The sequence below is a fragment of the Salinicola rhizosphaerae genome, assembly GCF_014652715.1.
In the GTDB taxonomy this organism is placed as follows: domain Bacteria; phylum Pseudomonadota; class Gammaproteobacteria; order Pseudomonadales; family Halomonadaceae; genus Salinicola; species Salinicola rhizosphaerae.
The window spans coordinates 261,147-273,673 of record NZ_BMZI01000008.1; the positions used below are offsets into that span (position 1 = coordinate 261,147).

14 protein-coding genes are annotated in these 12,527 nt (G+C 64.1%); 6 read left to right on the forward strand and 8 right to left on the reverse strand.

Features of this window, described 5'->3' with window-relative positions; translation table 11 throughout:
• The first annotated feature begins 228 nt into the window (after nt 1-228).
• From hisB to hisF, 4 genes are all read left to right on the forward strand, one after another.
• Nucleotides 229-822 (forward strand): imidazoleglycerol-phosphate dehydratase HisB, encoded by a 594-nt coding sequence (gene hisB, locus IE125_RS17920; RefSeq protein ID WP_189446039.1) that lies wholly within the window; start codon nt 229-231, stop codon nt 820-822.
• A 61-nt stretch (nt 823-883) separates the two neighbouring features.
• Nucleotides 884-1,525, forward strand: coding sequence for an imidazole glycerol phosphate synthase subunit HisH (hisH, locus tag IE125_RS17925; RefSeq protein WP_189446040.1), 642 nt, complete (start codon nt 884-886; stop codon nt 1,523-1,525).
• A gap of 114 nt (nt 1,526-1,639) precedes the next feature.
• Nucleotides 1,640-2,416: a 1-(5-phosphoribosyl)-5-[(5-phosphoribosylamino)methylideneamino]imidazole-4-carboxamide isomerase gene (hisA, locus tag IE125_RS17930; RefSeq protein ID WP_189446041.1), complete on the forward strand. Its 777-nt coding sequence runs from the start codon at nt 1,640-1,642 to the stop codon at nt 2,414-2,416.
• Nucleotides 2,413-3,186, forward strand: a complete 774-nt coding sequence (hisF, locus tag IE125_RS17935; RefSeq protein ID WP_189446042.1) for an imidazole glycerol phosphate synthase subunit HisF — start codon at nt 2,413-2,415, stop codon at nt 3,184-3,186. Before hisA ends, hisF begins: the two co-directional genes overlap by 4 nt.
• A gap of 109 nt (nt 3,187-3,295) precedes the next feature.
• On the opposite strand, the gene IE125_RS17940 is transcribed toward hisF, so the two are convergent.
• The 3 genes from IE125_RS17940 to IE125_RS17950 form a co-directional block, all read right to left on the reverse strand.
• Entirely contained in the window at nt 3,296-4,063 is a 768-nt protein-coding gene (locus IE125_RS17940) for a DUF3298 and DUF4163 domain-containing protein (protein ID WP_189446043.1), read from the reverse strand.
• A gap of 93 nt (nt 4,064-4,156) precedes the next feature.
• A complete protein-coding gene (locus IE125_RS17945) occupies nt 4,157-4,747 on the reverse strand; it encodes a YjaG family protein (RefSeq protein WP_189446044.1) in 591 nt (196 codons plus the stop codon).
• A gap of 186 nt (nt 4,748-4,933) precedes the next feature.
• Nucleotides 4,934-5,236, reverse strand: a complete 303-nt coding sequence (locus IE125_RS17950; RefSeq protein WP_189446045.1) for an MGMT family protein — start codon at nt 5,234-5,236, stop codon at nt 4,934-4,936.
• 108 nt (nt 5,237-5,344) lie between these two features.
• Here IE125_RS17950 and IE125_RS17955 point away from each other — a divergent pair, with 108 nt between their 5' ends.
• Nucleotides 5,345-6,040, forward strand: a complete 696-nt coding sequence (locus IE125_RS17955; RefSeq protein WP_308430164.1) for a type 1 glutamine amidotransferase — start codon at nt 5,345-5,347, stop codon at nt 6,038-6,040.
• 3 nt (nt 6,041-6,043) lie between these two features.
• Here the strand turns inward: IE125_RS17955 and mnmH are convergent, their stop codons facing one another.
• From mnmH to IE125_RS17975, 4 genes are all read right to left on the reverse strand, one after another.
• Nucleotides 6,044-7,129 carry a tRNA 2-selenouridine(34) synthase MnmH gene (gene mnmH / locus IE125_RS17960; protein WP_189446046.1) on the reverse strand — a complete coding sequence of 362 codons (1,086 nt, stop codon included), beginning with the start codon at nt 7,127-7,129 and terminating at the stop codon, nt 6,044-6,046.
• On the reverse strand, nt 7,126-8,169 hold the full coding sequence (gene selD / locus IE125_RS17965) for a selenide, water dikinase SelD (RefSeq protein WP_373297443.1): 1,044 nt from the start codon (nt 8,167-8,169) through the stop codon (nt 7,126-7,128). The genes mnmH and selD overlap by 4 nt, the downstream gene beginning before the upstream one ends.
• A gap of 117 nt (nt 8,170-8,286) precedes the next feature.
• A complete protein-coding gene (gene radA, locus IE125_RS17970) occupies nt 8,287-9,663 on the reverse strand; it encodes a DNA repair protein RadA (RefSeq protein ID WP_189446048.1) in 1,377 nt (458 codons plus the stop codon).
• A gap of 163 nt (nt 9,664-9,826) precedes the next feature.
• Nucleotides 9,827-10,288: a copper resistance protein NlpE N-terminal domain-containing protein gene (locus IE125_RS17975; RefSeq protein WP_189446049.1), complete on the reverse strand. Its 462-nt coding sequence runs from the start codon at nt 10,286-10,288 to the stop codon at nt 9,827-9,829.
• 205 nt (nt 10,289-10,493) lie between these two features.
• On the opposite strand from IE125_RS17975, the gene hisC reads away from it, so the two are divergent.
• The gene (gene hisC / locus IE125_RS17980) at nt 10,494-11,546 is read left to right on the forward strand and encodes a histidinol-phosphate transaminase (protein WP_189446050.1); all 1,053 of its coding nucleotides are present in this window, start codon (nt 10,494-10,496) and stop codon (nt 11,544-11,546) included.
• Nucleotides 11,547-11,567: 21 nt separating this feature from the next.
• Here the strand turns inward: hisC and IE125_RS17985 are convergent, their stop codons facing one another.
• Nucleotides 11,568-12,308: an SDR family NAD(P)-dependent oxidoreductase gene (locus tag IE125_RS17985; RefSeq protein WP_189446051.1), complete on the reverse strand. Its 741-nt coding sequence runs from the start codon at nt 12,306-12,308 to the stop codon at nt 11,568-11,570.
• Nucleotides 12,309-12,527 lie beyond the last annotated feature (219 nt).

Here is a 12,527-nt window from a genome sequence, read left to right on the forward strand (position 1 = left end):
GGTGCCCCATCCACCCGGAATCCTTTCCCGATCGACGTGGATTCACCTGATGATCTGTCGTGCTGTCCGGCTTCCGGCATGCCTTGAATGCTCTCCCTGACGGCGCCGCGGCCGGCCCTGGCCGCGCGGTTCGGATATCGCCTGCAATGCCCGCCATTGTAGCGGATGCCGGGGCCGATTCTCTATAATGGCCGATTCTCGCCAATCGCATCGGGGGACTCCCAACGCATGTCCGAGCGCATCGCTACGGTGTCACGCCAGACCAAAGAGACGCAGATCACGGTGACGGTCGATCTGGACGGCAGCGGCCGTCTGGAATGCCAGACCGGCGTCCCGTTTCTCGACCACATGCTCGATCAGGTAGCTCGCCACGGCATGATCGATCTCACCATCGACGCCAAGGGCGACCTGGAAATCGATGCCCACCATACCGTCGAGGATCTCGGCATCACGTTGGGGCAAGCGTTCGCCCAGGCGATCGGTGACAAGCGCGGCATCCGTCGTTACGGTCACGCCTATGTGCCGCTCGACGAAGCCCTGTCACGCGTGGTGATCGACTTCTCCGGCCGCGCCGGGCTGTTCATGAACGTCGAGTTCACCCGTGCCAGTATCGGCAATATCGACACCCAACTGTTCTGGGAGTTCTTCCAGGGCTTCGTCAACCACGCTCAGGTCACGCTGCACATCGACAACCTGAAGGGCTTCAACGCCCATCATCAGGCCGAGACCATCTTTAAGGCATTCGGCCGGGCGCTGCGTGCCGCGGTCGAACAGGACCCGCGCATGGCCGGCCAGATGCCATCGACCAAGGGCAGCCTATGAGTACTGGCCCGGTCCCGATATCCGCGAACCTGCCATCCACGACGCCAGCGAGGACCGCACGATGACGATTGCCGTAATCGATTACGGAATGGGCAACCTGCACTCGGTCGCCAAGGCGCTCGAGCATGTGACCCACGAAAACGTCATGATCACTCGAGATCCGCGTTCGATTCGCGGCGCCTCGCGCCTGGTGCTGCCGGGACAAGGCGCGATTCGCGACTGCATGGGCGAACTCCAGCGCACCGAACTCGAAGGGCTGGTGAAATCACTGCTGAGCGAACAGGCCAAGCCGCTGCTGGGGATCTGCGTCGGCCAGCAGATGCTGTTCGAGCGTAGCGAGGAAAACGGTGGCGTCGAGTGCCTCGGCTTTCTACCCGGTCGGGTCCGGCACTTCGGCAAGCATCTGACCGCAGCCGACGGCGAACGCCTGAAAGTCCCGCACATGGGCTGGAACCAGGTGGCGCAGCATCACGATCATCCGCTCTGGCATGGCATCGACGACGGTGCGCGTTTCTACTTCGTCCACAGCTATTTCGTGGAAGCGGCCGAGGATGCCGACATCTTCGGCACGACCGATTATGCCGGTGCCCAGGCGCATGTCGTGACCGGGCGCGGTACGGTATTCGCGGTGCAGTTCCATCCCGAGAAAAGTGCGAAGGATGGCCTGCAGCTGCTGGAAAATTTCGTGACCTGGACGCCCTAACGTCAGGTTCGGCCCGTACCATTCACGGGCTTTCATCTTTTCATGCGCTCGCACGAACGAGCGCCGTGCCGGAAAGGCCAGATCGCCCCGGTACGATGCAGAGGATTCGACGACATGCTGGTGATTCCCGCCATCGATCTGAAAGACGGACAGTGCGTGCGCCTGAAACAGGGCCGCATGGACGACGCGACGTCCTACGGTGACGACCCGGTCGCGATGGCGGCCCGCTGGGTCGAGGCCGGCGCGCGCCGCCTGCACCTGGTCGATCTCAACGGTGCCTTCGAGGGCAAGCCGGTCAATGGCGACGCGGTCACCGCCATCGCGCGCGCCTACCCCGACCTGCCGATTCAGATCGGCGGCGGCATTCGCAGCGCGGAGACCATCGAGCACTACCTGGCGGCCGGGGTGAGCTACGTCATCATCGGCACCAAGGCGGTCAAGGAGCCGGACTTCGTCGGCGAGATGTGTCGCCGCTTCCCCGGCCACGTGATCGTCGGTCTCGATGCCCGAGACGGTTTCGTGGCGACCGACGGCTGGGCGGAGGTCTCGACCGTCAAGGCGGTGGATCTGGCCAAGCGCTTCGCCGATGACGGCGTCTCCTCGATCGTCTACACCGACATCGCACGTGACGGCATGATGCAGGGGGTCAACGTCGAAGCGACCGCCGCGCTCGCCCGCGACGGCGGTCTGCCGGTGATCGCTTCCGGGGGCGTGACGGATCTCGAGGACATCCGCGCGCTGGCGAAGGTGGCCGACAGCGGCATCATCGGCGCCATTACCGGCCGAGCCATCTACGAAGGCTCGCTCGACGTGGCCGAGGCGCAGGCCCTGAGCGACACGATCCAGCGTGACGGCACCCAGGACAAAGCCGAGGGAGGCACCGCGTCATGAGTCTGGCCAAACGCATCATTCCCTGTCTCGATGTCGACGCAGGTCGCGTGGTCAAGGGCGTCAACTTTGTCGGTATCCGCGATGCCGGCGATCCGGTCGAGATCGCCAAGCGCTACAACCAGCAGGGCGCCGACGAAATCACGTTTCTCGATATCACCGCCAGCCACGAGGATCGCGACACGACCGTCGAGATGGTCGAGCGCATCGCCGGCGAGGTCTTCATCCCGCTGACCGTCGGCGGCGGCATTCGCCGCTGCGAAGATATCCGCACCATGCTCAATGCGGGTGCCGACAAGATCTCCATCAACACCGCTGCGGTCACCAATCCCGACTTCGTGCGCGAAGCCGCCGAGCGCTTCGGTAGCCAGTGCATTGTTGTCGCGATCGACGCCAAGCGCGTCAGCGGCGACGACGAGCCGCCGCGCTGGGAGATCTTTACTCACGGCGGTCGCCGCCCCACCGGCCTGGATGCGGTCGAGTGGGCGCGCAAGATGGTCGACTACGGCGCCGGCGAGCTACTGCTGACCAGCATGGATCGTGACGGCACCAAGGTGGGATTCGACATCGGCGTGACTCGCGCGATCAGCGACGCAGTCGAGGTGCCGGTGATCGCCTCCGGCGGGGTCGGCAACCTCGATCATCTCGTGGCCGGCGTCAAGGAGGGCGGCGCCGATGCGGTGCTGGCCGCCAGCATCTTCCACTTTGGCGAATACACGATTCCCGACGCTAAGCGCTACATGGCCGAGCACGGTATCGAAATGCGCCTGTAGACGCCTGCCCATCGATGCGAAAACGCCGCCCCGACGCTGACCGGAGGCGGCGTTTTTCTCGCCAATAGAGGGTGCTCGAGAGCGTGGCCGGGCTCGAGCCGGGCTTCGCTCAGGGCAGATAGCGCGACTTGAATACCCCCTCCAGATCCCCGTAAGGGATGGTCAGCACCGGCTGCCCGGTCGCATAGGGAGCGAGGTCGTAGACCTGATACTTGACCACCAGGTCATCCTCGAGCGGGGCCGCGTTGTCGGAGACCGAAAACGGCCACTGCACTTGCGATAGACCGCGCGCCTGATCACTCGAGAGCCAACGCTTATGCGCGCGTGCCAGCGCCGCCTCGTAGGCCGGACGTTGTCCGGGTAGCAGCATGTCATCGAGATCGACAGGCTGCCGGGTATCGCGATCGATCACCAGATACTCCGTCAGCGGCAGTCCGTGCGCGCCGCCGCTGAAAAGGTAGCCGTCGAGCTCGATGACCAGCAGATCGTCATGATCGGCGATCACCTTCGCCTTGAGGTCGGCCTCGTAGGGCGGCAATGCCGGAGAGTCCTGGTGGGCTTCACGCGAAGCGGCGAACACTTCATTGGCGAAGGCCTCGAAATCGTCGGCCTGACTCACGTTGGGTGAGTCGCTGAGACCGCTCGCGAGCGAGAAGAGCCGCTGCTCCAGGGCGCGGGAGAGCTCGGGGTCATCGGGAAAGCGAAGATAGGCCGCGTTGACGTTGGCACAGCGATCTCCCTCGCAGCCGGGCTCATGGGCGCTCCTTACCACCGGCTCGGTGCGCAGCGAGTCACCGGCCCATCCTTCAAGGGTCTGGCACCCTGCGAGCAACAGCGCCGTCATGGCGAATGCCGTCGTCGTCAATGTCCGCTGCATGTCGTTTCTCCTTGAAAACACACCTATCTTCCCTGAGCCAAGCTTATCAGCGTAGCCGGTCTCCGGCCGATCGCTACCCGAACCAGCCGCGCCTCAGGCCAGCGTCAACCCCAGATTGCTGATGCCCTGGTTGCGCCCAAGCGTTCGCAGCGCGTCGAGATGCTTGAGCTGTGGATCCTCCTGGATCGCCTCGAGCACCGCTGTCTGGAAGTCACGCTCGTCCTGCATCAACTCATGCTCGCGGAACAGCGCGTTGAGACGCTCGGCGTCTTCGCTGCCCTCGGTCATCTCGATGAAGGCCCTCACGCCATTTCGCGACACCTGACTGACATCGAGAACAGATTCGGGCGCATCGCCGCGCAGCGTATCCAGCAGCGTGGTCAGCGCCATGATCGTCTCGGTTGCCCGACGCGCGCCGAAGCTGTCGTCGGCTTCCGGCGGCTCCGCTGCGGCGAGTTTCTCCGCCTGCTTGTCGAAGTCGATCTTCGCCGACTTGACCTTGAGCCGCTCCCACACCAGGTCCAGCACGTTGTTCAGGACGCGCGGATCCCCGCTGCCGCTCATGCTGGCATACAGGGCGTAATTGGGCACCAGACGCTCGGTCAGCGCCGCCATGAAGGCGATGCTCTGACGCGTGTCGAGATGGCGTAACTGGGCGTTGAAGCCGCCCCCAGCTTGAGACATGAACGCTCCGATACGAGGGATCTCCCTCTGTGATGGCTTGAACAGCGTCTTGCGGTGACAGACGCTTGCAATGATGAACTTCCGCCGTGACGGACGCTCTTGCCCCGATTGCGCCTCGAGACGACAGAACTGCGCGATGACGAATTACGCCAGCGGCCACCCGGCAGGCATGCACGTACGCTGACGCTAATCCGGCCAGATCAGATGCGCAGGCACCCTGCCGCTGGCATCGAAGATGACTCCCTCGGCGCGCAGTGCCGCGTGCTGACGTGCTGCGCCACCGTGATCGGCGATACGCCGCGTCGCGCCGATGACACGATACCACGGCAGCAAGTGTCCCTCGGGGAGCTGCCGCATGGCGGTCCCGACAAGACGCGCTGTCGCCCCCTCGGTCATCGAGGCGATACGACCGTAGGTAGTCACACGGCCGACGGGGATCTGCGCGACCACGGTGAAGATCTGCTCGAGGATTTCCGCGCGAATGGCCATGAGACTTCAGCCCCCCCTGTCTGTTTTCGACCACATCCGTATGCCACCACACCTGTTTGGCTACCACAGCGCCTGAAGAGTACGGGGGCCGAGGTTGTGGAGACGCGTGTGCGCCCCCATCATGGCAATATCATGCATATCTATTTTCTTCAGCATGGCCCGCTGCTCGGCGCCGGCCGCTTCGCGGACTGGCTGACCGGCATGGGCCACAGCTTCAACCACTGTCGCCTCGACCTGGGCGAACTGCCGCCGCCGCTGGCCAACTGCGATGCGCTGATCGTGCTAGACGCGCTCGCACCGCCCGAGTCGGCACTGCTCAAGCGCGAATGCAGGTTGATCGAGCGGGCCCTCAAAAGCAACAAGCCGCTGCTCGGTGTCGGCTTCGGCGCCGGACTGATCGCCGAAGCGCTCGGCGCCATCTTTTCGCCCGCCGTGCAGCCGGAGATCGGCTGGCAGACGGTAACCCTTGCCGACGAGAGCCCGTTCGATCTGCCAGAGCAGTTCGAGGCCCTGCAGTGGCATCGCGATATCTTCGGCCTGCCCGACGAGGCGCTGCCGCTGGGCGGCACCGTCGGCGCGCCGGTCCAGGGCTTCGCCTGGGATCTCGGCCGCGTCGTCGCGCTCCAGTGCCACCTCGAACTGACGGCTCAGGCCACCGTCGCGCTCTGCGACCACGATTTACCCGCCGCCGGCAAGACACCTTACGTTCAGACCCGAGACGAGATCCTGCGCGAGCCCAAACGCTTCGATCGTCAGGCGGCCCTGCTGGATCGCGTCATGACACAGTGGCTCGGCGGCCACTAGCGCCTAGCCAGCGTGGTCGCGCTCCCACTGCCGAGCCACTTCGAGACAGCTCTCCCAGTCCCCCACGTGGAGCGTCGGGCGCGGCTGGTTGTCGATCTGATGGCGATACATCGGGTCGTAGTACTCTTGCAGCAGCGGCGCCAGCCACGCTTCATGGGCAACACTGCCCACGCCATCGCGATGGGCATCGAAGGCTCGCTGCTGCGCGGCGACCAGGCGCCCGAGACGCTCGCTACCGAGACGCTTACCGAGCCGCCTGAGCGCGCCGGAGAGCTGCTTGCGAAACAGGAGCTCGCCGAGATGATCGCCATAGTCACGCCGATACAGCGCACGCAGATCGTCGATATAGTCCTTGCGAATCTGTTCCAGACGCCACTCCAGCGGCATCTCCACGCGGATGCAGGGCGCGGCCTTCATCGCCTGCCAGAAGGTGGCCGGAATCGCCAGGCGGCCGATACGCTGTGACTCGTCCTCGACCACTCTGGCCCGAGGCAGGCGCATCAGATCGAGCGCCAGACCATGTTCGAAATCGATCTGGGACGGCCCGACCAGAGGATGCTGGCCGAACGCGGATCCCTTATGACGCGCGTGTCCCTCGAGATCGACGCCACTGGCCAGTTCGTTGACCAGCGCCGTCTTGGCACAGCCGGTCAGCCCGGCGATCAGCAGTAAGGGGGCCGCGCTGTGGGCCTCGAGCGCCTCGATGAGGCGGTTGCGCATCGCTTTCCAGCCACCGCGAATCCGCGGCAGTGGATGCCCGCGCGCCGCGAGCCATTGCTGCGAGATTTTCGATCGCATGCCGCCGCGAAAGCAGTAGAGAACGCTCTCCGGATGATCGCTGATGGCACGTTCCCAAGCGGCAAGACGCGCCTCCCGGCGCTCGCCGGAGACAAGCTCATTACCCAGGTCAACCGCCGAGGCCTGCCCCGCCTGCTTGTAGCGGATCCCGACCTCGCGCCGCTCGGCATCGTCCATCAGCGGCAGATTGACCGCCCCCGGCAGCGCGCCGGCGGCAAATTCGATCGGCGCTCGGACGTCGATCAGCGGCCGGCCGAGCAGGGACAGCTCGGCCTCGATCCATTCGCTCAACCTCTCACCTCGATCAGCGCATCGCCGCCGCGGGTGCTGACACACTCGCCGAAGGCTTCGAGCTTAAGCTGGTACTGACGCCCGACACGTTCGACGTCGTCCGCCCAGGCGGGGTCGACCGCAATCAGCAGGCCCCCCGAGGTCTGAGGATCGCAAAGCCACTGCCAGTGCGCCGCATCCATCTCCGGCAACGCCTTGCCGATCGCTTGCCGGTTGCGGCCCGTGCCACCGGGTACCGCACCCTGGCGTCGATAGGATTCCGCTTCGGCCAGCCGAGGCAGCTTGGCAAAGTCGAGCTTCGCCATCACGTGACTGGCGGCGCAGATTTCGCTGAGATGGCCGGCCAGCCCGAAACCGGTGACATCGGTCATCGCATGCACTCCCTCGATCCTGGCTAGGTCGCGACCGATCTCGTTGGCGATCAGCATGGTTTCCCGCGCGAGTCCCTGATGGCCCGGCTGCAGAAGGCCCTGCTTCTCTGCTGTCGTCAGCATGCCGACGCCGAGCGGCTTGGTCAGATAGAGCAGATCACCCGGCTTGGCACCGCTGTTGAGCTTGAGGTGCTCGAGATCGACCAGGCCGTTGACCGATAGACCGAAAATCGGCTCCGGCGCATCGATGGAGTGGCCGCCGGCCAGGGCCAGGCCGAGCTCGCGGCAGACAGTCTGTGCGCCGGAGACCACATCGCCGGCCACCTCGCCGGGAAGCTTGTCGATCGGCCAACCCAGAATGCCGAGCGCCATGATCGGCTCACCGCCCATGGCGTAGACGTCGCTGATCGCATTGGTCGCGGCGATACGACCAAAATCGAACGGATCGTCGACGATCGGCATGAAGAAATCGGTCGTGGAGATCAGCCCCCGTCCGTCGCCCAGGTCATAGACGGCCGCGTCTTCGCGGCCCTGATTGCCGACGATCAGCTGCTTGCTGTTGGCACCCGGCCCGGCCTTGGCCAGAATTCGGTCGAGCACGTCGGGGGCAATCTTGCAGCCGCAACCGGCGCCGTGGCTGTACTGTGTCAGGCGAATGGCGCTCATGATCCACTCCTCGTCTCGAACGGTTGGCGACAGCGCCGGCATCGGCGCGCCTTCATAGGCCACCAGTGTAACCGACGACGCACGTCGACTCAGCGTCACGATCACGTAAAGATGCTGACGTCAGAGCGCCTCCAGCGCCTCGGCCAGCTTATCCACTGCGACGACCTGCATACCCGCGGGCGACTGCTTGGGCGCGTTACCGCGTGGCACGATGGCACGCGTGAAACCGTGCTTCGCCGCCTCGACGATGCGCTCCTGTCCGCTCGGTACGGGACGTATTTCACCGGAAAGCCCGACTTCCCCGAAGACTACCAGTTCCCGCGGCAGCGGCCGGTTCTGCAGGCTGGAAACCACGGCGAGCAGCACCGCCAGGTCGGCGCTGGTCTCGAGTACCTTGACGCCACCGACCACGTTGAGAAAGACATCCTGGTCGCCCGTGAACAGGCCACCGTGCTTGTGCAGCACAGCCAGCAGCATGGCAAGCCGGTTGTGATCGAGACCGACCGCGACACGTCTCGGATTGCCGAGGGCCGACTCATCGAGCAGCGCCTGAACCTCGACCAGAATCGGGCGAGTGCCCTCCCACACCACCATCACCAGACTGCCGGAGGCCTGTTCCTCGCCGCGCGACAGGAAAATGGCGCTGGGGTTTTTTACCTCCTTGAGCCCGAGCTCGACCATCGCGAAAACGCCCAGCTCGTTGATCGCGCCGAAGCGGTTCTTCTGTCCGCGCAGCGTGCGAAAGCGCGAGTCGCTGCCGCCCTCCAGCAGCAGAGAGGCATCGATCATGTGTTCGAGCACCTTGGGGCCGGCCAGCGTGCCGTCCTTCGTCACATGACCGACCAGCATCAATACCGTATTGCTCTGCTTGGCGAAGCGCGTCAGCGCGGCGGCGGACTCTCTGACCTGAGCGACACCACCGGGCGCCGAGCCGATATCTTCGAGATGCATGGTCTGGATGGAGTCGATGATCAGCACTTCGGGGCGCTCGCGCTCGGCTACAGCCAGCAGCGTTTCGACACTCGTCTCGGCCAGCATCTTGAGTCCCTGAGTCGGTAGCTGCAGACGGTGCGCGCGCATCGCGACCTGAGACAACGACTCCTCGCCGGTGACATAGAGGACCCGTTTGCTCTGCGCCAGACGACACGCGGTCTGCAGAAGCAGCGTCGACTTGCCGGCACCGGGATGGCCGCCGAGCAGTACCGCCGAACCGGGCACCAGGCCGCCGCCGAGCACCCGATCGAACTCGACGAACGTCGAGCTGAAACGCGGGACTTCGGTCAAGTCGACGCCGGAAAGATCGACGACGTCCCGCGTCAGGGCACCGGCATAACCACTGCGCGCCGAGGAAGGCGATGACGCAGCACCGGGGCGGGCGCCGCTCAGGCGTATCTCGGTCAACGTATTCCACTCGCGGCAGTTGCTGCACTGCCCCTGCCACTTGCTGTACTCGGCACCGCATTCGGTGCAGACGAAGGCACTTTTCGCTTTGGCCACGCGGTCCTCTCTTGATGCAGTCGGTCGTCGATGCGCTCGGTCGTCGCCGGCCATTCACCGGGACGATCGAAATGGCTCAACGCGGGATATCAAAAACGAGATCGGCGATCGACAACGAAGAGGGGCGGCCGAAGCCGCCCCTGAGGTGCTGACGACGCGCCGTTTACTGGCGGGTCAGACGCAGCATCTCGCCGTTTTCGAAGCGACGGCGCTGCGGGTCGATCAGCTCGAGCGTGCTGTCATCGATCTTCTGGAAGTAGTAGATCTGGCCTTCGCCGTTCGGCGTCAGCTCATAGACCGTAGCCTGCGGATCGACGGCGGTACCGGTCATCGTCTCCCACTGGCCCTGGTACTGCTCGGGGTCCGGATTCTGCGGATGATTCTGGTAGTCGGCCTCGAGCGTGAAGGTGCGCTCGGCAGCAGGCGAGGACTCGGTCCCGTTGAGGTTGACGGTCAGATCGATGCCATCACAGCTACGGCAAGGCAGGGTGCCCTCGTAGGTGGTCGTGGTCGCAGCCGCGGAGCCGGTGTCGGCCGCACCGGACTCGGTCTGCGTACCACCGCTGGCACAACCGGCCAATACGGCTACCGTGGCGGCGCTGGCCAGCAACGTCCTGATCTGCATATTGGTTCTCCTTACACTTCTGGGCCATACAGGCCGCTTGGGCGGCCACGTGCCTACAGGATAGCGGTAACTCCAGCGCCTGACACCCCATTCGTCGCCGAAGACGGATGGCCAAAGCACTGGCTCCCACACCGGCAGCCGCTTGCACGCCCGCAGTGAAGGCGCCACTATGGCTGCCCATACCCGCCGTACGCCCCGAGAGATCATGAGTCAATTCTGGAGCCCTGCCGTTCGCGCGCTCACCCCTTACGTTCCGGGCGAGCAGCCACGCGAGAAGCTGATCAAGCTCAACACCAACGAGAACCCCTACGCGCCGTCGCCTGCGGTCGAGGGCGTGCTGCAACGATTCGCCGTCGATCATCTCCGCCGCTATCCCGACCCGGAATCCACCGCGCTTCGCCAGGCGTTGGCCGAAGCGCATGGCGTCGAACCGGAGCAGGTCTTCGTCGGCAACGGCTCGGACGAAGTGCTGGCGCTGGCGTTTCAGGCATTTTTCTGCCAATCCCGGCCGCTGCTGATGCCGGCAATCAGCTACAGTTTCTATCCGGTCTACTGCAAGCTATACGACATCGCCTACCGCACGCTGGCCCTGGATGACGACTGGCGAATCTCGCTGGACGCCTTCGAGGCGGATAATGGCGGCGTCGTCTTCGCCAATCCCAACGCCCCGACCGGCCATGGGCACCCGCGTCAGGCAATTGCCGCCCTGCTCGAGCGGATTACCGAGAGCGTCGTACTGGTCGACGAGGCCTACGTCGATTTCGGCGGCGAGAGCGCCGTTCCGCTGGTCGATACCTATCCAAACCTGCTGGTCACAGGAACGCTGTCGAAATCGCGCAGCCTGGCGGGACTCAGAGTCGGCTACGCGATCGGCTCGAGCGAGCTTGTCGAGGGGCTGCAGCGAGTGAAGAACTCGTTCAACTCCTACCCAATCGACATGCTCGCCAGTGAGATAGCCATCGCCTCGCTCAAGGACACGCCGCACTTTCAGGCAACCTGCCAACAGGTCATCGCGACGCGCGAGTGGGTCCGTCAGCAACTCGAATTGCTCGGTTTCGAAGTCCTGCCATCGCAGACCAACTTTCTCTTCACCCGCCACACGAGACATGCCGGCGAACATCTTTTCGGCGAACTGCGCGAGCGTAAAATCCTGGTGCGCCATTTCAACAAGGATGGTCTCAGCGACTTTCTGCGCATCTCCATCGGCACCGACGATGAGATGACGAGCCTGGTCGAGGCGCTGAGGACGATCGTCTGATCGAAAGACCCTGCGTCCCCGCTACCAGGGGACCGGCTTTCCTGCCCAGTCCCAGAAACTGCCGCTCTCCTCGGGGCGGCGTTTCGACATGACGTCGGTCAGTCGTGCGGCAACGAAGTCCGGCGTGAAAAGCTTGCCCTCAGGCACGCGTGCCTGAAAGGGTTTCGAGAGCGCCGTGTCGGTGGTACCTGGATGCAGACAGAGCACGATGGCGCGCCGATTCTCTCGCTTCAGTTCGATCGCGGCGGTCCGCATCAGTTGATTATGCGCAGCCTTGCTGGCCCGGTAGCCGTACCAGCCGCCGAAGCCGTTGTCCGCGATGGAGCCCACCCGTGCCGACAGGCTGGCGGCGATGACAGGATGCGAGCCTTTCAGTGATCGATGCAGCGCCTTGATCACCAGAATCGGCGTTACGGCATTGACGTGAAACAGGGTCGCCAGGGCTTCGGGATCGAGATGCTCGAGACGCTTCTCCGGCCCGATATTTCGCTGGCTGTCGTGAAGCATTCCGATGGCATTGAAAAGCAGATGTATCGGCTCTCCGCCGACGGCACTGGCCAGCGCAGTGCGCCCACTCTCAGTCGTCAGATCGGCCCTCAGCGTTTCGCAGCGAGCGTCATCATGGTCGAAATGACGTCGAGACACGGCAATCACGCGACCGGGACGCTCGCTTTTCAGTAGATGCTCTAACATGGCCCGCCCGATACCTCCGCCGGCACCGGTGACGGTGGCGGTAAAGGAATCCGGTAACTGTCCCAGCATTGACTATCTCGTCGTTCGGGTTTTCGACAGCATAGAACAGGATAGCGGGCATGCACTCGCTCAACTTATCCACAAGCCGTTGAATTCGACGCATCGTTGGAAAGCCCGCATAGATGACGCCATCGATAGCCATTGGCGGCTCGTGGCTCGTATCGTTTTTCTTCCGGACAAGAAAAAACCCCAGCCTTTCGGGCTGGGGTTCGGGATAGATGCCTGACG